Source organism: Streptomyces sp. TOM-9 (assembly GCF_056858595.1).
This window is the reverse complement of the sequence record NZ_JBXEQB010000001.1, coordinates 5,672,991-5,696,080: the sequence shown is the minus strand read 5'-3', so window position 1 is coordinate 5,696,080 and position 23,090 is coordinate 5,672,991. Positions and strand designations below refer to the sequence as shown.

Annotated in this window: 20 protein-coding genes; 8 read left to right on the top strand and 12 right to left on the bottom strand. The window is 74.2% G+C overall.

Annotated features, from left to right (window positions below; translation table 11 throughout):
* Positions 1 to 78: 78 nt before the first annotated feature.
* The 3 genes from AC1VWI_RS26650 to AC1VWI_RS26640 form a co-directional block, all read right to left on the bottom strand.
* Positions 79 to 1,296 (bottom strand): NADP-dependent isocitrate dehydrogenase, encoded by a 1,218-nt coding sequence (locus tag AC1VWI_RS26650; protein ID WP_499513525.1) that lies wholly within the window; start codon positions 1,294 to 1,296, stop codon positions 79 to 81.
* A gap of 85 nt (positions 1,297 to 1,381) precedes the next feature.
* Complete coding sequence (locus AC1VWI_RS26645) at positions 1,382 to 1,828, bottom strand: DUF3017 domain-containing protein (RefSeq protein ID WP_499513524.1); 447 nt, start codon at positions 1,826 to 1,828, stop codon at positions 1,382 to 1,384.
* Complete coding sequence (locus AC1VWI_RS26640; protein ID WP_499513523.1) at positions 1,825 to 2,679, bottom strand: bifunctional methylenetetrahydrofolate dehydrogenase/methenyltetrahydrofolate cyclohydrolase; 855 nt, start codon at positions 2,677 to 2,679, stop codon at positions 1,825 to 1,827. The genes AC1VWI_RS26645 and AC1VWI_RS26640 overlap by 4 nt, the downstream gene beginning before the upstream one ends.
* A gap of 102 nt (positions 2,680 to 2,781) precedes the next feature.
* On the opposite strand from AC1VWI_RS26640, the gene AC1VWI_RS26635 reads away from it, so the two are divergent.
* Positions 2,782 to 3,465: an RDD family protein gene (locus AC1VWI_RS26635; RefSeq protein WP_499513522.1), complete on the top strand. Its 684-nt coding sequence runs from the start codon at positions 2,782 to 2,784 to the stop codon at positions 3,463 to 3,465.
* Between the two features lie 40 nt (positions 3,466 to 3,505).
* Positions 3,506 to 4,102, top strand: a complete 597-nt coding sequence (locus AC1VWI_RS26630; RefSeq protein WP_499513521.1) for a hypothetical protein — start codon at positions 3,506 to 3,508, stop codon at positions 4,100 to 4,102.
* Between the two features lie 69 nt (positions 4,103 to 4,171).
* Here AC1VWI_RS26630 and purH read toward each other — a convergent pair whose 3' ends face one another.
* A complete protein-coding gene (gene purH, locus AC1VWI_RS26625; RefSeq protein WP_499513520.1) occupies positions 4,172 to 5,725 on the bottom strand; it encodes a bifunctional phosphoribosylaminoimidazolecarboxamide formyltransferase/IMP cyclohydrolase in 1,554 nt (517 codons plus the stop codon).
* On the bottom strand, positions 5,722 to 6,336 hold the full coding sequence (purN, locus tag AC1VWI_RS26620) for a phosphoribosylglycinamide formyltransferase (protein ID WP_499513519.1): 615 nt from the start codon (positions 6,334 to 6,336) through the stop codon (positions 5,722 to 5,724). Before purN ends, purH begins: the two co-directional genes overlap by 4 nt.
* A gap of 229 nt (positions 6,337 to 6,565) precedes the next feature.
* On the opposite strand from purN, the gene AC1VWI_RS26615 reads away from it, so the two are divergent.
* Positions 6,566 to 7,273 carry a hypothetical protein gene (locus AC1VWI_RS26615; RefSeq protein WP_499513518.1) on the top strand — a complete coding sequence of 236 codons (708 nt, stop codon included), beginning with the start codon at positions 6,566 to 6,568 and terminating at the stop codon, positions 7,271 to 7,273.
* A gap of 31 nt (positions 7,274 to 7,304) precedes the next feature.
* On the opposite strand, the gene AC1VWI_RS26610 is transcribed toward AC1VWI_RS26615, so the two are convergent.
* A complete protein-coding gene (locus tag AC1VWI_RS26610; RefSeq protein ID WP_499513517.1) occupies positions 7,305 to 8,669 on the bottom strand; it encodes a cell division protein PerM in 1,365 nt (454 codons plus the stop codon).
* Between the two features lie 112 nt (positions 8,670 to 8,781).
* Here AC1VWI_RS26610 and AC1VWI_RS26605 point away from each other — a divergent pair, with 112 nt between their 5' ends.
* Positions 8,782 to 9,729, top strand: coding sequence for an RNA polymerase sigma factor (locus AC1VWI_RS26605; RefSeq protein WP_499513516.1), 948 nt, complete (start codon positions 8,782 to 8,784; stop codon positions 9,727 to 9,729).
* 79 nt (positions 9,730 to 9,808) lie between these two features.
* Here the strand turns inward: AC1VWI_RS26605 and sucD are convergent, their stop codons facing one another.
* The 5 genes from sucD to AC1VWI_RS26580 all read right to left on the bottom strand — a co-directional run bounded on the left by sucD (position 9,809) and on the right by AC1VWI_RS26580 (position 16,844).
* Positions 9,809 to 10,693 carry a succinate--CoA ligase subunit alpha gene (gene sucD / locus AC1VWI_RS26600; protein ID WP_499513515.1) on the bottom strand — a complete coding sequence of 295 codons (885 nt, stop codon included), beginning with the start codon at positions 10,691 to 10,693 and terminating at the stop codon, positions 9,809 to 9,811.
* Positions 10,694 to 10,711: 18 nt separating this feature from the next.
* Entirely contained in the window at positions 10,712 to 11,887 is a 1,176-nt protein-coding gene (gene sucC / locus AC1VWI_RS26595) for an ADP-forming succinate--CoA ligase subunit beta (protein WP_499513514.1), read from the bottom strand.
* Positions 11,888 to 12,226: 339 nt separating this feature from the next.
* Positions 12,227 to 13,411, bottom strand: a complete 1,185-nt coding sequence (locus tag AC1VWI_RS26590; RefSeq protein WP_499513513.1) for a VWA domain-containing protein — start codon at positions 13,409 to 13,411, stop codon at positions 12,227 to 12,229.
* 23 nt (positions 13,412 to 13,434) lie between these two features.
* Positions 13,435 to 15,750 carry a DUF5682 family protein gene (locus AC1VWI_RS26585; protein ID WP_499516918.1) on the bottom strand — a complete coding sequence of 772 codons (2,316 nt, stop codon included), beginning with the start codon at positions 15,748 to 15,750 and terminating at the stop codon, positions 13,435 to 13,437.
* Between the two features lie 5 nt (positions 15,751 to 15,755).
* On the bottom strand, positions 15,756 to 16,844 hold the full coding sequence (locus AC1VWI_RS26580; RefSeq protein WP_499513512.1) for an ATP-binding protein: 1,089 nt from the start codon (positions 16,842 to 16,844) through the stop codon (positions 15,756 to 15,758).
* 165 nt (positions 16,845 to 17,009) lie between these two features.
* Between AC1VWI_RS26580 and AC1VWI_RS26575 the strand changes: the two genes are divergently transcribed.
* Together AC1VWI_RS26575 and AC1VWI_RS26570 are read left to right on the top strand one after the other, a co-directional pair.
* A complete protein-coding gene (locus tag AC1VWI_RS26575) occupies positions 17,010 to 18,380 on the top strand; it encodes an SWIM zinc finger family protein (RefSeq protein WP_499513511.1) in 1,371 nt (456 codons plus the stop codon).
* A gap of 61 nt (positions 18,381 to 18,441) precedes the next feature.
* Positions 18,442 to 19,983 (top strand): DUF5691 domain-containing protein, encoded by a 1,542-nt coding sequence (locus AC1VWI_RS26570; RefSeq protein ID WP_499513510.1) that lies wholly within the window; start codon positions 18,442 to 18,444, stop codon positions 19,981 to 19,983.
* A gap of 90 nt (positions 19,984 to 20,073) precedes the next feature.
* Here the strand turns inward: AC1VWI_RS26570 and icmB are convergent, their stop codons facing one another.
* Entirely contained in the window at positions 20,074 to 20,487 is a 414-nt protein-coding gene (icmB, locus tag AC1VWI_RS26565) for a coenzyme B12-dependent isobutyryl CoA mutase small subunit (RefSeq protein ID WP_499513509.1), read from the bottom strand.
* A gap of 241 nt (positions 20,488 to 20,728) precedes the next feature.
* Between icmB and AC1VWI_RS26560 the strand changes: the two genes are divergently transcribed.
* Together AC1VWI_RS26560 and AC1VWI_RS26555 are read left to right on the top strand one after the other, a co-directional pair.
* A complete protein-coding gene (locus AC1VWI_RS26560) occupies positions 20,729 to 21,547 on the top strand; it encodes an esterase/lipase family protein (RefSeq protein WP_499513508.1) in 819 nt (272 codons plus the stop codon).
* 141 nt (positions 21,548 to 21,688) lie between these two features.
* Complete coding sequence (locus AC1VWI_RS26555; protein ID WP_499513507.1) at positions 21,689 to 23,059, top strand: M23 family metallopeptidase; 1,371 nt, start codon at positions 21,689 to 21,691, stop codon at positions 23,057 to 23,059.
* Positions 23,060 to 23,090 lie beyond the last annotated feature (31 nt).

The window sequence follows — 23,090 nt, the reverse complement described above, 5'->3', positions numbered from 1 at the left end:
CGACGGTGCCCCGTCCTCCGACGGGGGGAGGACGGGGTACCCGGTCGTACGGGTGCCGCGCGGCGCCGGAGGTCCGGCTCAGACGGACATGCGTTTGCGCAGGTTCTCGTCGACGGCGGCGAGGAACCGCTCGGTCGTCAGCCACGGCTGCTCCGGGCCGACCAGCACCGCCAGGTCCTGGGTCAGCTGGCCCGCCTCGACGACCTCCAGGCAGGCGTTCTCCAGCGTCCCGGCGAACCGGGCCAGTTCGGGGGTGTCGTCCAGCCGGGCGCGGTGGGCGAGACCGCGGCTCCACGCGAAGACCATGGCGATGGGGTTGGTCGAGGTCGGCAGGCCCGCCTGGTGCCTGCGGTAGTGGCGGGTGACCGTGCCGTGCGCCGCCTCCGACAGCACGGTCCTGCCGTCGGAGGTCATGAGGACCGAGGTCATCAGCCCCGCCGAGCCGACGCCCCGGGTGAGGACCCCGGACAGGATGTCCCCGTCGTAGTTCTTGCACGCCCAGACGTAGCCGCCGGCGCCCTTCAGGGCCGAGGCCGCCATGTCGTCGACCTGGCGGTGCTCGTAGCCCAGGCCCGACGCCTCGAACTCGCGCCGGAACTCGCCGTCGAAGACCTCCTGGAAGAGGTCCTTGAAGCGGCCGTCGTACTTCCTGAGCACCGTGTTCTTCGTGGACAGGTAGACGGGGAGACCGCGCGCCAGCCCGTAGCGGAAGGCGGCGCGCGCGAACTCGCGGATCGAGTCGTCCAGGTTGACCATGCCGAGCGCCACGCCGGCGCCCGGGAAGTGGTGGACCTCCAGCTCGACCGGGTCGGAGCCGTCGGCCGGGGTGAAGCTCAGGGCGAGGGTGCCCGCGCCGGGGATCCGCAGCTCGGTGGCCCGGTACTGGTCGCCGAAGGCGTGCCGGGCGATCACCACGGGACGGGTCCCGCCGGGCACGGCCCTCGGCACGTTCCGCAGGACGACGGGTTCGCGGAAGATCCCGCCGCCGAGGCGGTCGCGGATGGTGGCGTTCGGGGAGCGGTACATCCCCTTGAGGCCGAACTCCGCGACCCGCGCCTCGTCGGGCGTGACGGTGGCGCACTTCACGCCGACGCCGTGCCTGCCGACCGCCTCCGCCGCCTCCGCCGTCACCCGGTCGTGGGTGGCGTCCCGGTGCTCGATTCCCAGGTCGAAGCGGACCAGTTCGATGTCGAGGTACGGCAGGACCAGCTCGTCCCTGATGAACCGCCAGATGATCCGCGCCATCTCGTCGCCGTCGAGCTCGACGACCGGGTTCCTTGCCTTGATCTTGGCCATGGGAGTCGTTCTCCCTCTCACGCCGGTGACGTGTGCCCGGGGTGCACGTCGTACGTCAGGACACTCGCCACACAGCGTAACCGGATCAACGCACGGAGAAGCGGACGACATCCTCCAGGAAGGGGATCTCCAGCACCGGGTGCGGCTGCGCCATCAGCGCCAGCAGCACGATCAGGGCGCCCAGCACACCGTAGGTGATCATGTCGGTGAAGCGGCTGCGGACGGCCAGCATGCCGACCGAGGGCAGCAGCCGGCGCATCAGCGCGCCCGCGAGCAGCGCCGAACCGACCAGCACCAGGCCGGCCCGGGTGACGTCCGCGGCCACCAGCACCAGGCCGAGCAGCACCGCACCGGAGACCACGAGCACCGGCCACTGACGGGCCGGGGCCGGGGCGTGGGCGCCCATGGCCCGGCCTCCGCCCTCGGGGCGCGCGGTACCGCGGGTCAGCACCTGGAAGCGGCGGCTGCGGCCGGATTCGCCGGCCCCCTCCTCCGGCTCCGCCGCTCGCGTACGGGGACCCGTCCCGGTCATGCGTACCGGCCCTCCGCGGCCTCCACGACGTTCGCCAGCAGCATGGCCCGGGTCATCGGGCCGACGCCGCCGGGGTTCGGCGAGATCCAGCCGGCGACCTCGGCCACGCCCGGGTGCACGTCGCCGACGATCTTGCCGTTCTCGTCGCGGCTGACGCCGACGTCCAGCACGGCCGCGCCCGGTCGCACGTCCTCCGGCTTCACCAGGTGCGGCACGCCCGCGGCGGCCACGATGACGTCGGCCTGGCGCAGCTGGGCGGACAGGTCGCGGGTGCCGGTGTGGCAGAGGGTGACGGTGGCGTTCTCCGACTTGCGGGTCAGCAGCAGGCCGATCGAGCGGCCGACGGTGACGCCGCGGCCGACCACGGTGACGTGCGCGCCGTTGATCTCCACTCCGTGCCGCCGGAGCAGCTCCACGATGCCGTTGGGGGTGCAGGGCAGCGGGCCGCGTTCGTTGAGGACCAGCCGGCCGAGGTTCGTCGGGTGCAGTCCGTCGGCGTCCTTGGCCGGGTCCATCAGCCCCAGGACGCGGTTGGTGTCGATCCCCTTGGGCAGCGGCAGCTGGACGATGTAGCCGGTGCACTCCGGGTTGTCGTTGAGTTCACGGACGACCGCCTCGATCTCCTCCTGGGTGGCGGTCTCCGGCAGCTCGCGCTGGATGGACGCGATGCCGACCTCCGCGCAGTCGCGGTGCTTGCCCGCGACGTACCAGCGGCTGCCGGGGTCGTCGCCGACCAGCAGCGTGCCCAGCCCCGGGGTGACACCCCGCGCCTTGAGCGCCTGGACGCGGGTGGACAGTTCGGACTTGATCGCGGCGGCAGTGGCCTTGCCATCGAGAATCTGGGCGGTCATACCTCCATCTTCTCAGGTCCGCACACCAACGCTGGACAGCGGATGACGCCGCCCAGGACGATGTGGCCCGTCCCCAGTCCCATCCGCGCGAAAGAAGCCAACGTGAGCTACCCGCCCGGTCCCGGCAATCCGTACGGCCAGCAGCCGCCCCAGCAGCCCTACGGCTACCCGCAGCAGCCCCCGGCCCAGCCCGGTTACGGCTACCCGACGCAGCCCCAGCCTCCCTACGGCGCCGTTCCGCCGCAGGCCCAGGGCCCGTACGGCTACGGCGGCTACCCCGGGGGCCCCGCCGGTCCCGTCCCGGGCATGCCCCCGTTCGCGAGCTGGGGTGCGCGGGTGGGCGCGACGCTGATCGACTTCCTGGTCGCCGGACTCGTGCCGATGATCCTCATCGGCATCGGCTACGCGCAGTTCATCGCCGAGGTGGTCGACGCGGCCCGCGCGTGCGACGAGAGCGGCACCTACTCCTGCCCCGCGCCCACGATGCCGGGTGGCGCCATCGCCCTCATCGGCCTCGGCTTCCTGCTGTCCCTCGCCGGCAGCCTGTTCCTGTGCTACCGCGAGGGCAAGACCGGCCAGACGCCGGGCAAGAAGGCCCTCGGCATCAGCGTGCTGCGGGAGTTGGACGGCCGTCCGCTCGGCTTCGGCATGGCCTTCGTCCGCCGGCTGTGCCACGGGCTGGACGGCGCCGCCTGCTACATCGGCTACCTGTGGCCGCTGTGGGACGACAAGAAGCAGACCTTCGCCGACAAGATCCTCAACTCGGTCGTCGTCAAGACCCAGTAGGCCCGGTCCCCCGGTCCCGTCCCCGCGAAGGAAGTGAGAAGTGAGCCATCCGCCCGGCCCCGGCGATCCCTACGGACGGCAGCCACCGCAGCAGCCGTACGGCTACCCGCAGCAGCCCCCGGCCCAGCCCGGTTACGGCTACCCGACGCAGCCCCAGCCGCAGGCGCAGTCGCCGTACGGCTACCCCCAGCAGCCGCAACCGCACGCGCCGTTCGCGGCGTACCCGGGTGGTCCGGAGGTCATGCCGTCGTCGGCCAGGACGGCCCGGGCGATGCTCTTCGTGCTCGGCGGGCTGCAGATCCTGGGCGGCCTGCTGCTCCTGCTCGGGGCCGCGGCGCTCAAGAGCGTGGACGACACCGACGAACTGACCATGCCCATCGGCCTGGTCTACGTCATGGGGGTGCTCTTCCTCGCCTTCGCCGTGCTGTCGATCGGCATGGGCGCCAAGTACAGGACCGGCGGCAACGGCACGCGGATCGGGTCCATCGTGATCGGCGTGCTGGTCGCGCTGAGCAGTGTCGCCACCATGATCAGCGGCGCCTTCCTGCTGCTCGCACCGCTTGCGCTCAGCGTGCTGCTGATCGTCTTCGCGGCGAAGGCCGAGACGGCGGCCTGGTTCAAGCGCCCGCAGTACTGAGCGGGTCCGCCCGCAGGCCGAAGGCCCCCGCACCGGCGGGGGCCTTCGGCGTTCCGGCACACCGGCCGGTCAGTGGAAGAAGTGCCGCGTCCCGGTGAGGTACATGGTCACGCCGGCCTTGCGCGCGGCCTCGACCACGGCCTCGTCGCGCACAGAACCACCGGGCTGCACCACGGCCTTGACGCCCGCGCCGGTGAGCACCTCCAGCCCGTCGGGGAAGGGGAAGAAGGCGTCGGAGGCGGCGTAGGAGCCCGCGGCCCGCTCCTCGCCGGCCCGCTGGACGGCGAGCTTGGCGGAGTCGACCCGGTTGACCTGGCCCATGCCGACGCCGACCGTCGCGCCGTCCTTCGCCAGCAGGATGGCGTTGGACTTCACCGCCCGGCAGGCCCGCCAGGCGAACGCCAGGTCGGCCAGCTCGTCGGCGGTCAGCGGCTCGCCGGTGGCCAGCGTCCAGGTGGCGGGGTCGTCCCCGGCGGCCTGGAGGCGGTCCTTCTCCTGCAGCAGCAGCCCGCCCTCGACCGGACGGAACTCCGTCTCCGCGACGGGCGCCTGCGGGCAGCGCAGCACGCGGATGTTCTTCTTGCGGGCGAGGACCTCGACCGCGCCCTCCTCGAAGTCCGGCGCGACGATGACCTCGGTGAAGATCTCGGCGACCTGCTCGGCCATGGCCACGCTCACCGGCCGGTTGACGGCGATGACGCCGCCGAAGGCGGACAGCGGGTCGCAGGCGTGCGCCTTGCGGTGCGCCTGCGCGACGTCGTCGCCCACCGCGATGCCGCACGGGTTGGCGTGCTTGATGATCGCGACACAGGGCTCGTCGTGGTCGTACGCCGCCCGGCGCGCGGCCTCGGTGTCGACGTAGTTGTTGTACGACATCTCCTTGCCGTGCAGCTGCTCGGCGTTCGCCAGGCCCGCGCTGCCGTCGGTGTAGAGCGCGGCGGCCTGGTGCGGGTTCTCGCCGTAGCGCAGCACGTTCTTGCGCTCGTAGGTGGCGCCCAGGAAGTCCGGGAAGGGGCTGTCGTCGGCGGGGGCGTACGAGCTCGCGAACCAGCTCGCGACCGCGACGTCGTACGCCGCGGTGTGCTGGAACGCCTCGGCCGCCAGGCGCTTGCGGGTCGTGAGGTCGAAGCCGCCCTCACGGACGGCGCCGAGCACGTCGGCGTACCGCTCGGGGCTGGTCACGACCGCCACGGACGGGTGGTTCTTGGCCGCGGCACGGACCATCGAGGGGCCGCCGATGTCGATCTGCTCGACGCACTCGTCCTCCGAGGCGCCGGAGGCGACCGTCTCGCGGAAGGGGTAGAGGTTGACCACGACCAGGTCGAAGGGCTCGACGCCCAGCTCCTCCAGCTGCCGGCGGTGGTCCTCCAGCCGCAGGTCGGCGAGGATGCCGGCGTGCACCTTCGGGTGCAGGGTCTTCACGCGGCCGTCGAGGCACTCGGGGAACCCGGTCAGCTCCTCGACCTTGGTGACCGGCACCCCGGCGGCGGCGATCCGCCCGGCCGTCGAGCCGGTGGAGACCAGCTGGACGCCCGCCTCGTGCAGGCCGCGGGCCAGCTCCTCCAGACCGGTCTTGTCGTAGACGCTGACCAGTGCGCGACGGATCTCCCGCTTGGTACTCACGGCAACAGAACCTTTCGTCCCTCAATGCGATAGCCGTCGCGGGACAACCGCCCCACGACGTCGACGAGCAGCGTGCGCTCGACTTCCTTGATGCGCTCGTGGAGCGCTTCCTCCGTGTCGTCCTCCCGGACCTCGACCGCGCCCTGGGCGATGATCGGGCCGGTGTCGACGCCGTCGTCGACGAAGTGGACGGTGCAGCCGGTGACCTTCACGCCGTACGCGAGGGCGTCGCGCACCCCGTGGGCACCCGGGAAGCTCGGCAGCAGCGCCGGGTGGGTGTTGACGAGGCGGCCGCCGAACCGGGCGAGGAACTCCTTGCCCACGATCTTCATGAACCCGGCCGAGACGACCAGGTCGGGCTCGTGCGCGGCCACCGCCCCGGTCAGTGCGGCGTCCCACGCCTCACGGTCGCCGTGGTCGGTGACCCGGCAGACGAACGTCGGCAGCCCGGCACGCTCGGCGCGCTCCAGGCCGGCGATGCCGGACCGGTCCGCGCCGACGGCGACGACGTGCAGTCCCGCGTCGAGCAGCGCCTGCAGGTTCGTGCCCGAACCGGAGACGAGCACGACGAGTCGGGCGGGGCGGGAAAGGGGCGGAAAGACTGTGGCCACTGCGGGTCATCTCTCGGGATCCGGCGCTTTGGAGGATCGTACGACTCGAAGATCGCCAGAATTCCGGGGAACTCTACGAGGCCGTCGACCGTCAGCAACGATACCGGCACACCCGACCGCCCCCACGGGACGGGGGAGCGCGCGGGCGGTAGCGTCTGGGGTGAAGAACGGCGAAGTCACACGTCCGACAACTCGAGGAGTCGACGGCAAGGGGATGACCCAGGCAAGCATGAGCAGTGGCCGAGGCCACGAGCAGGACAACCCGTTCGCCCCGCCGGCGGAGAACGCCCCCGAGCAGCCCTGGCAACCGCGCCGGCCGGAGCAGCCCTCCGACTCCGGGGACGAGCGCCCCACGCCCACACCGCCTCCGCCGCCCCCGGCGTGGGGCGGTCAGTGGAGCGAGCGGCAGCCCGGCCGGCAGGACGGCGGCTACGGCGACCGCCCCGGTGGCGGCTACGGCGGCGGACGGCGCCCGGACGGGCCGCGCTTCGACCCCACCGACCCCGCCCAGCGGCGTGCCCGCTACGCCATGATCTGCGGCATGTGGGGGCTGTTCTTCGCCCTCTTCCTGGGCTGGACGTACGTGGGGCTGCTGCTCGGCGCCCTCGCGTTGTACTGGAGCGTCAACGCGCTGCGGATGAAGCCCGAGGAACGGGCCAAGGCCCGCGCCGAGGCGGCCGCCCTGCTGGCCGAGGGCGGCGCCACCCCTCCGCCGCAGCGGCCCACCGACCCCCGCAGCAAGCCGCAGCGCCCGGCCGCGCTCGGCGGTCTGATCATGGGCGGGCTGGCCCTCTGCGTGGTGGCGACGACCTTCACCACCCAGGTCGTCTACAAGGACTACTACTCCTGCACGCGCGACGCGCTGACCTCCTCGTCGCGCGACGCCTGCCAGCAGTTGCTGCCGACCCCGCTGCGCGACGTGCTCCACACACCCTGACGCGCCGCTCGCGCCGGCCCCGGACGGAGGCTCAGGCCTCCGACGGGGCGGCGCCGGGCAGCGCGTCGCCCCGCACCGCGTCGCCCTGCACCTCCGCTTCCTCGCCCACCTCTTCCTCGCCCCTCGCGTCCCGGCCCTCCGTCCCTGCGGCGGCGCGGCGGACCCGCACCCAGCGCACCAGCAGGGCCGTGGGCGTACCGGCGGCCGCCGTCCACCCGGCCGCCGCGAACCCGGTGAGCCACCAGGACGGCCCGAACTCCTCCAGCGCCCCGGTGCCCAGCGGCCCCGCCGCGAACCCGGTGAGCAGCGCCATGGCGATCCCGCACACCAGCCCGCCCAGGGCGGCGTGCGCCGCGGTGCGCCCGAGGCCGCACGGCTCCCGCCGGTCGACGGCGAGCACCCCCACCGCGACCCCGGCGAGCACCGGCACGACCAGTGCCACCCAGGTCAGCGACGTCCCGGGCCCGGGCTGGGGCAGCGCCGCGAGGAGCGGGAAGTCCGGCAGCACCGGCTCCCCCACCACGCCGGCCGGACGCACCGCGGCCTGGGTGCCGAGCTCGAAACCGGGGCCGAGCGCATAGGCTGCGCCCCACACGGCGGCGTTCGGGATCAGCGCCACCGCCACCGCCAGCACCGCCAGCCGCCCGGACAGCGCCTCGCTGAGCCGGGTGAACGACGCCCCCGCGGCGCCGGGGTGCAGCGCCAGGGTCACCGCCGTGAGCGCCGCGCCACCCGCGACGAGGACGCAGACGCCCGCCCCCGCCGAGCGCAGCACGACCGCGGCATCCCGCAGCGGCACCGTCACGGCCACGGTCACCCGGGACAGCCACGCCGGCAGCGGGATCCGCGGCCGCCCCCGCTCCATCCAGGCCCCCGCGGCCGCCGCGAGGGCGGCGACGAGGGGCAGGTGCACCGCGGCGCCGAGCGCGTCGCTGCGCACCGGCCCATACGAGGTGTAGACGACCACCCCGGCGCCCACCGCGAGGTACCCGCCGATCAGCCACGCGACGGCGGACCGCGCGGCCTTGTCGTCCGAGGCCGGCGCGACGGCGTCCGCCCCCGCCCGGTACAGCAGCCACACCGGGAACGCCATGGGCAGCAGCGGCGTGACGCCGATGGGCGCGGCGACGCCGGAGAGGGTCTCGGTGCGCACCAGGCCGCCGCCGTGGGCGAGCAGCCAGCAGTCCGCGGCGACGTGGAGGGCGCCGTTCAGCCCGCTGTCGGGGAACGGCGAGACGACCCACAGGAAGAGCACGAGCATGGCGAAGCCGCCCAGGCCCAGGCCCGCGGCGACCACGCCGCCGGTGAAGGCGGGGGCGGACTCGGAGGTGCGCAGGGTCTCGTGGGCGGCCCGGATCCGGTGCACGACGTGACTCAGGGCGCTTGCGGCACTCACGGATCTCATGCTGCCAAGAACACCCCCTTTCGCCGTGGCAGCATGCGAATGACCGTCGTGTCGCGGAATATGGCGTTATGCGTTTCTTCATTCGATCCGAGTGGTCGATCGCATGAGCCGCACATCCACGGCGAGGGCCGCGAAGGCCATCAAGAAGCGAAGGCGTCCCCGGCCGGCGAAGGCCCCCGGGGCGGCGCAGGCCGGGAACGCCGCCAAAGACCCGCAGGCCGTGCAGGCGGCCGGTGCGGGGGAATCGGACGCGTCCGCGGAACGGGTGGGGCCGACGGGGGCCGAGGGGCCCCGCGACCCCGCCCCCTCGTCCGCTCCGCCCGGCGGGCAGCCGGCCCCGGAGCCGGAGGCCGCGGGCGAGGCCGGGACCGAGGACCCGGCGATCGAGGCCGTACGGATCGCCCGGGCCGCGCAGGCAGCCTTCGACGGGCTGTACACCCGCAACGCGCCCGCCCTGCTCCGCCAGGTCGAACTGCTCACCGGCAACATGCGGCTGGCCCGGCACGCCGTGCACCGCGCCTTCGACCTGGCCTGGCAGCGGTGGCCCGAGGTCGCCGTCGACCCCGACCCGGCCGGGTGGATCCGTGCGGAGGCGCACCACCACGCCCTCGCGCCCTGGCAGCAGACGCTGCCCTGGTACCGCACCCCGCCACGGGAGCGCAGCCCGTTCCAGCGGCTGCCGCGCGGCACCCGGCACGCCGTACTGCTCCACGACGGCCTGGGGCTGAGCCTGCGGCGGACGGCGGCGGAGAGCATGGCCACCACCTCCATGACCAGGCGGCGCATCGTCCGGGGGCGCGAGGCCCTGGGCGAGGGGGCGCCGGCCCGGCTGGGCGACCTGCTGGACGAGCAGCCGCAGCCGGAGTTCCCGGCGGCCATGGTGCGCGAACTGAGCGAGCAGTGGCTGCGCATCCGCACGGTGGGTGCCGTGGTGGCGACCGTGGTGATAGCGCTGGCGACCGCGGTCGGGCTGGTCTTCGGGCCGCTCAGCGACCGCGTCGCGGCCGACCACGAGCCGGTCGGGCAGCGCACCTCCGCCCCCGCGCGCTGAGCACGCCCGCACACACGCACACGGGCCCGCCCCCCGGAGGGAGCGGGCCCGTGTGCGTGCCTCCGTACGGAGGCGGGGATCAGCCCTGCAGGATGGCGCGCGCGAGGCGGGCCGTCTCCGACGGGGTCTTGCCGACCTTGACGCCGGCGGCCTCGAGGGCCTCCTTCTTCGCCTGGGCGGTGCCGGAGGAGCCGGAGACGATGGCGCCGGCGTGGCCCATGGTCTTGCCCTCGGGCGCGGTGAAGCCCGCGACGTAGCCGACGACCGGCTTGGTGACGTGCTCGGCGATGAAGGCCGCGGCACGCTCCTCGGCGTCGCCGCCGATCTCGCCGATCATGACGATCAGGTCGGTCTCGGGGTCGTCCTGGAACGCCTTCAGCGCGTCGATGTGGGTGGTGCCGATGATCGGGTCACCGCCGATGCCGACCGCCGAGGAGAAGCCGATGTCGCTGAGCTCGTACATCATCTGGTAGGTCAGCGTGCCCGACTTCGACACCAGGCCGATGCGGCCGGAGGTGGTGATGTCGGCCGGGATGATGCCCGCGTTGGACTGGCCGGGGGTGATCAGGCCGGGGCAGTTGGGACCGATGATCCGGGTCTTGTTGCCCTTGCTGCCCGCGTACGCCCAGAAGGCGGCGGTGTCGTGGACCGCGATGCCCTCGGTGATCACGACCGCGAGGCCGATCCCGGCGTCGATGGCCTCGATGACCGCGTCCTTGGCGAACTTCGGCGGGACGAAGATGACGGTGACGTCGGCACCGGTCTTCTCCATGGCCTCGGCGACGGAGCCGAAGACCGGCACCTCGGTGCCGTCGAAGTCCACGCTGGTGCCGGCCTTGCGCGGGTTCACGCCGCCGACGATGTTGGTGCCCGAGGCGAGCATGCGCCGGGTGTGCTTGGTGCCCTCGGAACCGGTCATCCCCTGGACGATGACCTTGCTCTCCTTGGTCAGGAAGATAGCCATGATGTGGTGACCTGTCCCTTACTTCGCAGCCAGCTCGGCGGCGCGCTCCGCGGCGCCGTCCATGGTGTCGACCTGCTCGACCAGCGGGTGGTTGGCGTCGGTCAGGATCTGCCGACCGAGCTCCGCGTTGTTGCCGTCCAGACGGACGACGAGCGGCTTGGTGACCTCTTCGCCCTTGGACTTCAGCAGCTCCAGGGCCTGGACGATGCCGTTGGCGACCGCGTCGCAGGCGGTGATGCCGCCGAAGACGTTGACGAAGACGGACTTGACGTCCGGGTCGCCCAGGATGATCTCGAGGCCGTTGGCCATGACCTCGGCGGAGGCGCCACCGCCGATGTCGAGGAAGTTGGCGGGCTTGACGTTGCCGTGGCCCTCACCGGCGTAGGCGACGACGTCCAGGGTGCTCATGACGAGACCCGCGCCGTTGCCGATGATGCCGACCTCGCCCTCGAGCTTGACGTAGTTGAGGCCCTTGGCCTTGGCCGCGGCCTCCAGCGGGTTGGCGGCGGCGTGGTCGACCAGCGCCTCGTGCTCCGGCTGGCGGAAGTCGGCGTTCTCGTCCAGCGAGACCTTGCCGTCGAGCGCGATGACGCGGCCGTCGGCGACCTTGGCGAGCGGGTTGACCTCGACGAGGAGCGCGTCCTCGGAGATGAAGGTCTTCCACAGGGTCTGCAGGATCTCGGTGACCTGGTCGGCGACGTCGGCCGGGAAGGCGGCCGCCTCGACGATCTCGCGGGCCTTCTCCGGGGTCACGCCCTCGATGGCGTCCACCGGGATCTGGGCGACGGCCGTCGGGTTGGTCGCCGCCACCTCCTCGATCTCCATGCCGCCCTCGACGGACGCGATCGCCAGGAAGGTCCGGTTGGCGCGGTCGAGGAGGAAGGAGACGTAGTACTCGGAGGCGATCTCCGGGGCCAGCTCGGCCAGCATCACCTTGTGGACCGTGTGGCCCTTGATGTCCATGCCGAGGATCTGGCCGGCCTTCGCCACCGCGTCCTCGGGGTCCGACGCCACCTTCACGCCGCCGGCCTTGCCACGGCCACCGGTCTTCACCTGTGCCTTGACGACAGCCTTGCCACCGAGCCGCTCCGCGACCTCGCGCGCCGCCTCAGGCGTTTCGATGACTTCACCGGCCAGCACCGGTACACCGTGCTTGGCGAAGAGGTCCCTCGCCTGGTACTCGAACAGGTCCACGCGCGTCCGTCCTTGGTTATCGCGGTTCGTTGTCTGCGTGCCGGGGCGGGTCGTCGCTGACGTCTTCGTAACGAACCATACGAACGGCCGTACGGGGGGCGCACACGTCGGCCGAGCACGCGGCATGTCCGTCTCGCAGGTTATCGCCGCGCGGGCGGCACGGGTAAATCCGAGATGGTGCGAGAGCGGTGAGAACGGTCACAGACCAGCCGTTCGGGGGGTTCCCGCGGCGGCGGGGACACGGGCGGGTCGCCCCGGCGGGAGCCGTCGGGGCGGGGTCCGCCGGGGCGGTCCACTCACCGAGGGTGACGCGGCCGCTCCCACCCGCCCCGTCCCGGCTCACCCTCCGGGGGCGGGCTCGGGCACGGGCAGCGGCCGCTTCTCGATGGCGGCCGCCATGACCTCGGGGAAGAGATCCGGGGTGCAGGCGAACGCGGGCGCCCCCAGCGCCGCGAGCGCCGCCGCGTGCTCGCGGTCGTAGGAGGGCGCGCCCTCGTCCGACAGCGCCAGCAGTGCCACGAACTGCACACCGGACGCCTTCATCGCCGCGACCCGCTTGAGCATCCCGTCGCGTATGCCGCCCTCGTACAGGTCGCTGATGAGGACCACGACGGTCTCGGCGGGCCGGCTGATGAGGGACTGGCAGTAGGCCAGCGCCCGGTTGATGTCGGTCCCGCCGCCGAGCTGGGTGCCGAACAGCACGTCGACGGGATCGTCCAGATGTTCCGTCAGGTCGGCGACCGCCGTGTCGAAGACGACCAGCCGGGTGTCGATGCTGCGCATGGAGGCGAGCACGGCGCCGAAGACGGACGCGTAGACCACGGAGGCCGCCATCGAGCCCGACTGGTCGATGCAGAGCACGACGTCCTTGCGCACCGCCTGCGAGGCCCGGCCGTGGCCGATCAGCCGTTCGGGGACGACGGTGCCGTGCTCGGGCAGGTAGTGCCGGAGGTTGGCACGGATCGTGCGGTCCCAGTCGATGTCCCGGTGCCGGGGGCGGTGGACCCGCGCCGAACGGTCCAGCGCGCCGGTGAGGGTGGCCCGGGTCCGGGTCGCCAGGCGCCGCTCCAGGTCCTCCACGACCTTGCGGACCACCGCCCGCGCCGTCTCCTTCGTCGTCCCGGGCATCACCTTGTTCAGCGAGAGCAGTGTGCCGACCAGGTGGACGTCGGCCTCGACCGCCTCCAGCATCTCCGGTTCCAGCAGCAGCGCGGACAGCCCGAGCCGGTCGATGGCGTCGCGCTGCATCACCTGGACGACGCTGCTGGGGAAGTACCTGCGGATGTCCCCCAGCCAGCGCGCGACCTGGGGCGCCGAGCCGCCCAGCCCGGCGCTCCGCGGGGGCGGTGCACCGCCCCCGCCGTGCGGGGCGGCGCCGTACAGCGCCTCCAGTGCCTGGTCCATCGCCGCGTCCCGGCCGGTGAGCCGCCGGCCCGTGCCGTCGGCGGGCCCGCCGCCGAGCACCATCCGCCAGCGCCGCAGCCGCTCGTCGGCGTCCGTGCCCGTGCCTGTGCCCGTGTCCATGCCGGTGTCCGTGCCCGAGTCCGTCATGCGTCCCGACCCCCGTCCTCTCCGCCGGGCCCGAGCAGCAGCCGTGCCGTGGCCAGCGCCGCCTCCGCCCGCTCCTCGTCGAGCCCCGGGGCGAAGCCCGGCAGGCCCTCCCCCACGGCCCCGCCGCCCGCTCCCCCGCCTCCCGGGCCGCGCCGCACCAGCTCCCCCACCGTGCGCCGCGCCCCCGGGTCGAAGCCGCCGAAGGTCCGCCGCAGCAGCGGCAGCACGTCGTCGAAGGCGTCCGCCGGCACCCCGGACAGCCAGCCGTCGACCAGCGCGAGCAGCCGCTCGTCGTGAACCAGCAGCATCCCGCCCCCGGCGAGGAAGCCCTCGACCCAGGCGGCCGCCTCCTGCGGCGCCGTGCCGTGCGACAGGGCGAGCCCCATCAGCCGGGCCACCTCCCCGGGCTCCAGGCGCGCGTCGTCGAGCAGGAGCCGCGCGGCGCTGCCCCGCAGCAGCCCCGGTACGCCGCGGTCGCGCACGGCCAGCCTCCGCAGCACACCCGCCCAGCGGTCGCGCAGCGCGTCGTCGCCGAGCAGGACCAAGGCCCGCTGCACCTCCGTGACATGACCGCGCATCTCGGCGGCGCCGTCCGCGTCGAGCCCCGCGCACGCGGGCGGGAGCCCGACGCAGACGCGCTGCGCGAGCCCCTCGGCGACCTCGCGCAGCGCCCCCGCGTCCGTGCCCCGCACGTCGCCGTAGCGGAGGGAGCGCACCAGCGCAGGCAGTGCCTGGGCGAGGTGCGCGACGTCCACGTCGAGCGCCGCGCGGTCGGCGAGCACCCGCATCACCGTGGGCAGGGCGTCCGCCAGCCCGGCGAGCAGGCAGCGTTCGGCGAGGCCCGTCACCTCGGCGAGCGCCCCCGCGTTCACCGCCGCGTCCTCGGCCCGGGCGGTGGCCGCGGACTCCACCGTGGTGCCCCACACCCCGGCCTCCGCGACGGCCACCGCGAGCTCCGGCTCCCAGCGCAGCCGCCAGCTCTCGCGGAAGGTGCCGGTGGCGGCCGTGCGGGACCGGCTCGGCTCGCCCCAGCCGACGCCGAGCATCCGCAGCCGGTGCAGCAGGCGGCTGCGTCCGGCGTCGGTGTCCTTGCGCAGGTCCAGGTCCACCTCCTTCTCCAGGGCCTGCGGCTTCATCCGCAGCCTGCGCTGCTCACGCGCCAGGTCGCGGGCGAGGGGCACCGCCGGCGCGCCCTCGGGGACCTCGCCCAGCACGTCCCCCACCACCAGCCGGTCCCGTATGAGCGCCAGCGGCACGTCCGATCCGTCGCACATCACCGCCCGTACCGCGTCCGTGGTCTCGCCGAGCCCGGGCAGCGGACGGCCGCGCAGGGTCGCGAGGGTGCCGGCGAGCCGTACCGCCTCGATGACGTGCGCGGAGGAGACCGGGAGGTCCTCCTCGCGGAGCAGGCCGGCGACCTTGGTCATCCACCGGGCGACGGGCCGGTCGGGCGAGGTGAACAGATGGCGGTACCAGCCGGGCGAGTCGACGCCCGCCCCGTAGCCACTGGCCCGGGAGAGCCTGCGGTGCGTCCAGGGCACCCAGGTGACCTCCACCTTCGCCTTGGGCAGGCCCTTGAGCAGGGCCCGGTCGGCGGTGACCCCGCCGCCCCCGGCGAGCGCGGGCACGTGCCAGGCCCCGCACACCACGGCCACCCTCCCGTGCGCGCGGCGCGCCTCCCGTATCCGCAGCCGCATGTGGGCCTCGCGCACCGCGTCCTGCGGGTGCCCCCCGTCGCCGTAGGCCTCGCGCAGCGCGCCCATGGCCTCGGCGAGCGCTCCGAACGCGGCCAGCGGGTCGCCGCCCCCCTCGCCGTCCCGGCCGCGGTGCTCGACGGCGTCCTCCCACCACCGCTCCGGGTCGTCGTGGCCGGCCGTGCGCGCCAGCACGGCGAGCGGGTCGATGCGCGCGTCCGCCGCCTCCGCCTCCCCTTCTCCCCCGTCGTCCTCCCCTCTTCCCTCTCCTTCTCCTCGCTCGTCGCGGAGCAGGAGCGAGTGCGCGGCGGGCAGGTCGATGAAGCGCACCGGCACCTCGCGTCCGGCCGCCCAGCGGATCGCCTCCCACTCGGGGGAGAACTCGGCGAAGGGCCAGAAGCCGGCCCGGGACGGCTCGTCGACGACGTGGGCGAGCAGCGCGACCGGCGGTCGCATCCCGGGATCGGCGGCGAGCGCCAGCACCGCGTCCGCCTCCGGCGGGCCCTCGACGAGCACGATCCCCGGCTGCAGCCGGTCGAGCGCGGCCCGCACGCCGCGCGCCGACCCGGGGCCGTGGTGCCGCACCCCCAGCAGCGCCACCCCTTCCGCGGCGGTCACGGCGGTCACGGGGTCACCTCTCGGCAGGCGCGGTAGAAGTCCTTCCAGCCCTCCCGCTCGCGGACGACGGTCTCCAGGTACTCCTGCCAGACCACGCGGTCGGCGGCCGGGTCGCGGACCACCGCGCCGAGCAGCCCGGCGGCGACGTCCCCGGCGCGCAGGACGCCGTCGCCGAAGTGTGCGGCCAGGGCGAGCCCGTTGGTCACCACGGAGATCGCCTCGGCCGTGGAGAGCGTGCCGGAGGGGGACTTCACCTTCGTGCGCCCGTCGGCGGTGACCCCGCCGCGCAGTTCACGGAAGACGGTGACCACGCGCCGGATCTCGTCCGCGCCCTCCGGGGCGGCCGGCAGTTCCAGCGAGCGCCCGAGCTGGCCGACGCGGCGGCTGACGATGTCGACCTCCTCCTCCACGGTCGCGGGCAGCGGCAGCACGACCGTGTTGAAGCGCCGGCGCAGCGCGCTGGACAGGTCGTTGACCCCGCGGTCCCGGTCGTTGGCGGTCGCGATCAAGTTGAACCCGCGCACGGCCTGGGTCTCGGTGCCCAGCTCCGGTATCGGCAGCGTCTTCTCCGAGAGGATGGTGATGAGGCTGTCCTGGACGTCCGCGGGGACGCGGGTCAGCTCCTCCACGCGGGCGATGCGCCCCTCGGCCATCGCCCTCATGACCGGGCTCGGGACCAGGGCCTCCGGGCTCGGCCCGCCGGTGAGCAGCCGCGCGTAGTTCCACCCGTAGCGGATGGCCTCCTCCGGCGTGCCCGCGGTGCCCTGCACGAGCAGCGTGGAGTCACCGCTGACGGCGGCGGCGAGGTGTTCGGAGACCCAGGTCTTCGCGGTGCCCGGGACACCGAGCAGCAGCAGCGCCCGGTCGGTCGCGAGCGTGCTGACCGCGACCTCCACGATCCGCCGCGGACCCACGTACTTGGGGGTGACGACCGTGCCGTCGGGCAGCTCACCGCCGAGCAGGTACGTGGCGACCGCCCACGGCGACAGGTTCCACCGGGCCGGGCGCGGCCGGTCGTCGGCCGCCGCGAGAGCCTTGAGCTCATGGGCGAACGCGTCTTCGGCGTGCGGCCGGAGTGCGGTGTCCACGGACATGGTTCTCCCCTGTTCTCACGTGGAGCGGATGGCGCGGACGCCCCGTCAGCCCCCCGCGGGGCGTCCGCGTTCCCACCATCGCGCACCCCACTGACAATCCCGTCCCGCCGTCAGGAACCCGCAGCTCAGGGCGGTTTGTCAGTGGCTGCCCGTAGCGTCGTGGCCATGGACGGGATGGACGGACAGCGGGCGGAGCGATGGACCGCCGACCAGGTCCTGGCACTCGCGCCCGACGCGTCGTCGCGCAAGGCCGGGACGGGCTTGGCGACGGCCGCCCGCTGGTCCGGGACGGGGTGCTCGGGCACGGCGGTGTGGGGGCTGTGCGCGGGCAGCGGCAGCACGCCCTACCAGGCGGTGGTCGACACGGCGGGGCCCGCCTTCAGCTGCGGCTGCCCCAGCCGCAAGTTCCCGTGCAAGCACACGCTCGCGCTGCTCCTGCTGTGGGCGGGGGGCGAGGTCGGGCCGGCCGCACACGGGGGCGGCCGGCCCGACTGGGTCACCGAGTGGCTGGACGCGCGCCGCGCGCGCGAGGAACGGACGTCCCCGGGCGGGCGCGGCGCGTCAGGCGGCGGTGACCCGGAGGCGGCGCGCAGGCGGGCCGAGCGCCGGGCGGGGCGGGTGGCCGCCGGCGCAACGGAACTGGAGCGACGGCTGGCGGATCTGCTGCGGGACGGCCTGGCGGGAGCGGACCGCGAGGGGTACCGGCGGTGGGACGAGACGGCGGCGCGCATGGTGGACGCCCAGGCTCCCGGGCTCGCCTCGCGGGTGCGCGAGCTGGGCGCGCTGGCGGGGTCGGGGGGCGACTGGCCGTCGCGGCTGCTGGAGGAGACGGCGCTGCTGCACCTGCTGGCCCGGGGCTGTCTGCGGCAGGACGCGCTGCCCGCGCCGCTGGCGGCCACCGTCCGGTCCCGGGTCGGCTTCACGGTGGACTCGGCGGAGCTCCTCGCGGGGCCGACGGTGCGGGACCGCTGGCTGGTCCTGGCACGGCACGACACCGCCGACGACCGTCTCACCACCCGCAGGACCTGGCTGCACGGGGAGGCCACCGGCCGTACCGCGCTGTTGCTGTCCTTCGGGGCCGCGGGCCGGGCGCCGGAGCCGGCACTGCCCGTCGGCCTCGGCCTCGACGCGGAGCTGGCCTTCCACCCGGGGGCCCGTCCGCTGCGGGCGGTGCTCGGGCCGCGGCACGACACGCCGCTGCCCGGCCGTGTGCCGCCGGGCGTGCCGGTCGCCGCGGCACTCGGCGCGTACGGGGAGGCCCTGGCCGACGACCCGTGGCTGGAGGCCTGGCCGGTCGTGCTCGCCGGCGTCGTGCCGATACCGGGCGGGACGGGCTGGCAGGTGGCGGACGCGGACGGCAGCGACGCCGTCCCGGTCACGGCGGGCGGCGCCGGTGCCGGAGCGGCGCTGTGGCGACTGGCGGCGGTCTCCGGCGGCCACCCGGTGACGGTGTTCGGCGAGCTCGGCCACCAGGGCTTGCGGCCGTTCACGGCCTGGGCCGGCGCGGGCGCGGAGCCGGTGCCGCTGACGGTGTGATCCCGGCCGGGCTCCCGCGGGCGGCCGCACGGAGACGACGACGGACGACGAAGGAGGACCAATGACGGCGACCTGGGCCGACCTGGTCGGCACCGCGCTCCTCGGCACCGACCGCAGGGGCGGCACACCCGAGGAGCTGCTGGACTCCGCCGCGCTCGCCGTCGTACGGCGCCGCGCCGGAGCACGGCCGGCAACGGCGGGGGCGCGGCCTGCCACGACGCCCCACGACCCGCGGCCGCCGCTGCCCGGGGCGGCGCGACGGCGCCTGTCCCTGCTGCTGGCGGACCGCTCGGTCGGGGGCGGCGGGGGCAGCCGGCGTGGCGCCGCCCCCAACCTCGCCGAGCTGCTGCCCCAGTGGCTCGCCGTGGCCAACGCCCGCGGCTGGGCGGCCCCGCCGGAGCTGCTGCCCGCGCTGCTGGACGCCGCCCGCGCACGCACCGACCTGCGGCCGGACGCCCTGGCGCTGGCGGGACCGCGCGGGCTGTGGCTGGCGGCGCTGAACGCCGACTGGCGGTTCGCGCTGCGCGCCGGGGCGCCGGGCGTGGTGCCGGACACCGGTGACCCGGGCGCCGTGCGGACGCTGTGGGAGGAGGGGCTGTTCGCCGAACGGGTGGCCTTGCTGTCCCGGCTGCGGGCCCGCGACCCGCGGCAGGCGCTGGAGCTGCTGCGCTCGGGATGGGCCGCGGAGCGCGCCGAGGACCGGCTGATGTTCCTGGACTCGCTCCGCGAGGGCCTGTCGCCGCAGGACGAGCCGTTCCTGGAGCAGGCCCTCACCGACCGCAGCCGCAATGTGCGGGCCACCGCCGCGGAGCTGCTGTCGGCCCTGCCCGGCTCCGCCCTCGCCGCCCGGATGGCCGCGCGGGCCAGGACCTGCGTCGCGTGGGATCCGGGGGGCGGCCGGATCGGGGTGGAGGCGCCGTACGAGTGCGACGCGGCCATGGAGCGCGACGGCGTGGTGGCGATACCGCCCGCCGGGCGCGGGGAGCGGGCGTGGTGGTTCGGCCAGGTGGTGGACGCGGCGCCGCTCGTCACGTGGCGGGAGCGGTTCGGCGGCCGGACGCCGGAGGAGGTCATCGCGCTGCCGGTCGCGGACGACTGGCAGGCGGATCTGCACGCGGCGTGGTGCCGGGCCGCGGTGCGCCAGGGGGACGCGGCCTGGGCACGCGCCCTGCTGGGGCCCACCCCGGCGCCCGCGACGGCGGTCAGCCCCGTCGGGGACCCGGCGAAGCTGCTGTCGATCCTCCCGGCCCCGGAGCGGGCGGAGTGGGTGGCCCGCTTCATCGCGGCGCACGGCCTGTCGGAGGCGTTCCAGATGCTCGCGGTCTGCGCCGTGCCCTGGGCCGAGCCGCTGGGGGCGGCGGTGGTGGACGCGCTGGACATCGCGCGGGACGCGGGCAGCTACCCGTGGAGCTTCAGCGGGGTGATGGGCCTGGCCGAACGGTGCATGGACCCCGCGGAGGCCGACCGGGCGGCCCCGCTGGCCGCGGTGCCGGCCGAGTCCGCCGACACCTCACCGGGCGCCGGGGCGTACTGGGCGGAGGCCTTCCAGCGATTGGTCGGCACCTTGCGCCTGCGGGCCGCGATGCTGGCGGAGCTCGCCTGAGCCGGCGACCGGGAACGGGCTGGCCGGGAACGGGCTGGCCGGGAGCGGGCGGCGGTCCGAGCGGAAGGCCCGCACCGCCGCCCGTGACGATCAGGCTTCGGCCGGATGGCGGATGTTGTCGTTCACCCAGGTGACGACGTCGCCGGTCGACGTGCCCGGGGTGAAGATCGCGGCCACGCCCAGTTGCTGCAGCGGGGCGATGTCGTCCTCGGGGATGATCCCGCCGCCGAACACCTTGATGTCCTCCGCGTCGCGCTCCCGGAGCAGCTCGATCACCTTGGCGAACAGCGTCATGTGGGCTCCGGAGAGGATGGACAGCCCGACGGCGTCGGCGTCCTCCTGGATCGCGGTGTCCACGATCTGCTCGGGCGTCTGGTGGAGACCGGTGTAGATGACCTCCATGCCGGCGTCCCGCAGCGCTCGCGCGATGACCTTGGCCCCTCGGTCGTGGCCGTCCAGGCCCGGCTTGGCGACCACCACACGGATCGGTCCGGACACTCCCATCGCTGCCTCCATACACGATTGCTGCGCTCAGCGGGCACATGTGTGAACGAACGTTATCGCCAGCATCCCCCGTGCGGACAGTTTCACGAAGGGCCCCGAGGGGGAAATCACACATGGGACACGTTCACGTTAGAAACGCGTTCGGCCCGTGGCCGTCCTTCGTTCAGCAGGCGACACGGGCCGTCGCGTTCTCGGCGCACGGGGGACAGGGCCGTCTCCGTGTGCCCACGGGAGGTAGGCCATGGGCGTCCTGTCTTTCGGTGTCGGAGACCGCTTGGTACGCCAGGCGGCCTACGTACGAGCCGCGGCGATCGAGATCGCCATCCTGACCGGTCATGTTTTCCTCTACCCGACCGGAATCTTCCAGGAGCGCGGGCCGCAGTCGGCGGCCGGCGAGTCCGAGGCGCCGCCACGCCTCCCCACCGCGGGCCGCAGCCATCCCCCGGTGCTCCTGCTGCACGGCTTCGTGGACAACCGTTCGGTGTTCGCGATGCTCCGCCGGTCGCTGCGACGGCACGGCTGGCCGCATGTGCAGGCGCTCAACTACTCGCCGCTGACCTGCGACATCCGCACGGCGGCGGCCCTCCTCGGACGCCATGTCGAACAGATCTGCGAGCAGACGGGGCACCGGCAGGTGGACATCGTGGGCCACAGCCTCGGTGGGCTCATCGCCCGCTACTACGCCCAGCGCCTGGGCGGCGACACACGGGTGCGCACCGTGGTCACCCTGGGCACCCCGCACGCCGGGACCCGCGCCGCGCCGCTGCTGAACCCGCACCCGATCGTCCGCCAGATGCGGCCCAACTCCGACCTCATCGAGGAGCTGGCCAAGCCGGCGACCGGCTGCCGTACCCGTTTCGTGGCGTTCTGGAGCGATCTGGACGAGCTGATGAGCCCGGTCGAGGCCGCCCGGCTCGACCACCCGGACCTCATCGCCCGCAACGTCCACGTCGCGGGGGTCGGGCATCTGACCATGCCGGTCCACGCGGCCATCGCCGCCGGCATCCGGCAGGCGCTGCTGGGCGAGGAGCTGGCGTCGGGGGCCGTGGACGCCGCCTGACGGCCTTGCCCCCATAAGCATCGAAAGGCCATCGAACACAAGGCATCGGGGATACCCGAATCCCGCCGAAGATTGTGGGTGTCGCCCGCTGGGGGATACAGTCGCCGCTAATTCTCCTGCTGCCGAGGCGAAAGAGAAGCGGTGAACGACCGTCATCCGGCGGGGTACGCCCCCGAGTACAGCGGCTATGGGTACGAGGGGCATTCCGACGCCTCCTACGCGCCCATGGGCGCCGCTCACGCGGATGACGATCCACTCTTCGGCTCCTGCCAGGGCTACCCCGCCCACGACACGGGGTCCTACGCCACCGTCTCGTACGACACCACCGCGACCGGCTACTGGCCCTCGGGGCAGGCCGCCGGCACCGCCGCCTACGGCGACCACGCGGGCACGGCCACCGGCACCTGGTACCCGGACGCCGCACAGGCGCAGCCGGCGGCGGCCTACGACTACCCGCAGTACGGGCACACGGCCGTCCACACCGCCTACGAGGAGCCCGAGGCCGCTCACGCCCACGCTCCCGAGCCCGCCGCCTACGAGCAGCCGGACCGGTACGGGACCGGGACGACCGGGACGTACACCCAGGAGCACTACGAGGCCGAGCACTACGGGGCCGACCGGTACGAGCCGGAGTCGTACGAGGCCGACCGGTACGAGCCCTACGAGCCCGACGCCCACGACACCGCCGAGGACGACGCGGAGGCGGACCCGGGACACGACACCGAGCACGACGCCGAGGACGGCGCCGCCCCGGCCGCCCTGCCGCGCCCGCGCAGCGGGAACGGCGTCGGGAGCCGTCGGCGCCGCCCGGCCCGGCGCTCCGCCCTGCTCACCGTCGCCGTCCCCTCCGTGGCGGTGATGGGCGTCGCCTGCGCGGCCGCCGTCACCGTCAACACCGACGACCCCGACAGCAGCCGCACCCAGGCCGACGGCGTGCCCGAGGCGGCCAACGCCCCGACCACGAAGCTCGACCAGCAGCTCGCCGGGGTGAACCGGGACGTCGACGACTTCACCGACCGGGCCAGCCGCAACCAGGAGCGCATCGACCTCAAGGAGCGCCAGGCGCTGGAGCGCGCGAAGAAGGCGGCGGAGGCGGCCCTCAAGGAGCAGCTGCGCCCCAAGTTCCTGCTCCCGGTCAAGCAGCACGGCCTGAGCGCCTACTTCGGTCAGGCGGGCGTGAACTGGATGTCGGTCCACACCGGCATCGACTTCCCGGTGGACTACGGCACGCCGGTGATGGCCGCGACCGACGGCGTCGTGCGCACCCAGTGGAACAGCGCCTACGGCAACATGGCGATAGTGACCGCCCCCGACGGCACCGAGACCTGGTACTGCCACCTGAGCAGCACCAAGATCCGCTCGGGCTCGGTCAAGGCCGGCGAGGTCATCGCCTATTCCGGCAATTCGGGCAACTCCACCGGGCCGCACCTCCACTTCGAGGTCCGCCCCGCGGGCGGCGCGGCCATCGACCCGCTGCAGTGGCTGCTGAAGCACGGGATCGACCCGCGCTGAGCCCGGCCGGGCCCCGCCGGAGCGGGGCCGG

Bases quoted from the DNA above. Each gene is read 5' to 3' on its own strand.
- AC1VWI_RS26580 (WP_499513512.1), bottom strand. From the start codon at position 16,844: ATGTCCGTGGACACCGCACTCCGGCCGCACGCCGAAGACGCGTTCGCC.
- icmB (WP_499513509.1), bottom strand. From the start codon at position 20,487: ATGGGAGTGTCCGGACCGATCCGTGTGGTGGTCGCCAAGCCGGGCCTG.
- AC1VWI_RS26645 (WP_499513524.1), bottom strand. From the start codon at position 1,828: ATGACCGGGACGGGTCCCCGTACGCGAGCGGCGGAGCCGGAGGAGGGG.
- AC1VWI_RS26650 (WP_499513525.1), bottom strand. From the start codon at position 1,296: ATGGCCAAGATCAAGGCAAGGAACCCGGTCGTCGAGCTCGACGGCGAC.
- AC1VWI_RS26615 (WP_499513518.1), top strand. From the start codon at position 6,566: ATGAGCAGTGGCCGAGGCCACGAGCAGGACAACCCGTTCGCCCCGCCG.
- AC1VWI_RS26640 (WP_499513523.1), bottom strand. From the start codon at position 2,679: ATGACCGCCCAGATTCTCGATGGCAAGGCCACTGCCGCCGCGATCAAG.
- AC1VWI_RS26575 (WP_499513511.1), top strand. From the start codon at position 17,010: ATGGACGGGATGGACGGACAGCGGGCGGAGCGATGGACCGCCGACCAG.
- sucD (WP_499513515.1), bottom strand. From the start codon at position 10,693: ATGGCTATCTTCCTGACCAAGGAGAGCAAGGTCATCGTCCAGGGGATG.
- AC1VWI_RS26590 (WP_499513513.1), bottom strand. From the start codon at position 13,411: ATGGACACGGGCACAGGCACGGGCACGGACGCCGACGAGCGGCTGCGG.
- AC1VWI_RS26560 (WP_499513508.1), top strand. From the start codon at position 20,729: ATGGGCGTCCTGTCTTTCGGTGTCGGAGACCGCTTGGTACGCCAGGCG.
- AC1VWI_RS26570 (WP_499513510.1), top strand. From the start codon at position 18,442: ATGACGGCGACCTGGGCCGACCTGGTCGGCACCGCGCTCCTCGGCACC.
- AC1VWI_RS26605 (WP_499513516.1), top strand. From the start codon at position 8,782: ATGAGCCGCACATCCACGGCGAGGGCCGCGAAGGCCATCAAGAAGCGA.